The sequence below is a fragment of the Priestia sp. P5_B4 genome, assembly GCF_056400385.1.
The window spans coordinates 1-1,786 of sequence record NZ_JBFULJ010000791.1 but is presented as its reverse complement, the minus strand read 5'-3'; the positions used below and the strand labels follow the sequence as shown (position 1 = coordinate 1,786).

General features: G+C 31.0%; 1 protein-coding gene. It reads right to left on the bottom strand.

Annotation, left to right across the window (positions count from 1 at the left end; all coding sequences use genetic code 11):
* Positions 1–876 precede the first annotated feature (876 nt).
* Entirely contained in the window at positions 877–1,356 is a 480-nt protein-coding gene (locus AC1DRF_RS26010; protein WP_098334916.1) for a site-2 protease family protein, read from the bottom strand.
* Positions 1,357–1,786: the final 430 nt, after the last annotated feature.

Here is a 1,786-nt window from a genome sequence, read left to right as displayed (position 1 = left end):
GTATACAATTTACAATGCTGCTACCACTGATGCGCATTACTTTATATCCTCGTTTCCTCAAATAAGCATCTTTCTTTCAATCATGTGCTTTTTGCGCGCCTAAAGAATGATACTCTTTTCCATCGCTTTCAATCGTAAGCCTACCTATGACAAGACCAATCCAATATGGTTCACATTTTATTTGTGTTCGTACAGAATAGCTATTCATAACCAATGCCTTATACAAACGTCTTTCAATGGTGACTCTAACTTAATGTATTCAGTTGATGGGACATTCTTTGGTTTTTCGACTATCTCATGAAAAATAAAGGCCAATAGCCCAACCTCTAGCATCAGAAGAAATACAATGTATTTTACATATTGATATTTTTTTATGTAAGATGTTTGAATTTTATTTTTTGGGTTAAAATCTATAATCAACTAACTTTTTTTTAACAGTATGTGATCCATGTGACTTTCTACTCTCTATGAGTAGAAGGGTTTTTATTTGTTTAAGTTCTTTCCTTCTGGGTATAAAAATAAATGTAAAGTTATCTAAGTCATCTACCTTTGCTTATAGTATGTTTCTATCTTGCCTTCTATCTATAGGATAGAAGGTTTCCTTATGTAATCTGTTTAAAGTATGATTTTATTGGTAATGAATAAATGTGTTACCTTTCTCGCAGGGTATACAATGACATTTCAATCACACAAATGACCTTCTACCTGACAGGAGTAGAAGGTTTTTTGATATCAATTATTTATCAACATCAACACTAATTGCTGAATTAACCATATTACTTAAAGTAATTGTATTTTTATCATCTAATTTATTACGTAAAAAGGAATCCCATGTAGCCTGCAAACCCATCGTTTCACATCATTATTCCAGCTTTATTAATCAGGGTTACATGTTATTTTTCCATATCTCAATGCATCATAAATAGCACGTCCATCGCTTGAAGTGGTTTCTGTAAATTTAATAGGCAGCAGCGAAAAGACAATATAATAAACAGAAAAATAGACAAACTGGTAAGAAAAGAGACTTGCTGAAAGGATGTCAGTCATAACTAAACCATTTATAAGGAAAATAGCAGCTAAATTAGCAATGGCACCTCCAGCATAGACACAAGCATGGGTAAATCGGTTATCGTATTTTAGTTTTTCATATACACAAAAAGAATCTAAAAAGTAGACTGATTTTATTTTGATTTTTCTCCATTTAAAAATGGTTTTTCCTTTTCCAATGGTAAAATCTACTCTCCCTCCGAAAAAAATTGCCATGATAGAATGTCCTAATTGGTGAACGAGAGATACAAGTGGTAATACAAGTAAGAAAGAAAACAAGAACTTGGGCATATCACTGAATCCAAACACACTTCCATCTCCTTTATTATGAAATAATTTACTAAATAGTTAGCTTATTAAGGTAGATAAATTCTTATTAACAGTGAACAGATTTTCCCAACAAAGAATGTGCCTTTTTTGATCATATGTATAATCCTTCATTTGACACTTCGAAAGGACTTTAATCAATGTATAGGACCAATCATTTTTTACTAAAGCAAGAGTGGAAATGATCAATAATCTTTGAGCTTTGCTATGAAGAAGATCTTCATTTTATTTTTTTACATTCTCCATAACAATAAACGACCCTATGTATCGTAACCAAAGTTACTAAGGTCGCTTATGCTATATTTTGATTTATTATTTTTTTATCTTTTTCTTTGTAATGAAATATCTGGTTTCTCATTAAGTTTCTGACAGAACTTCACTATCATGATTAATTTGATCGAACAAATAAGTA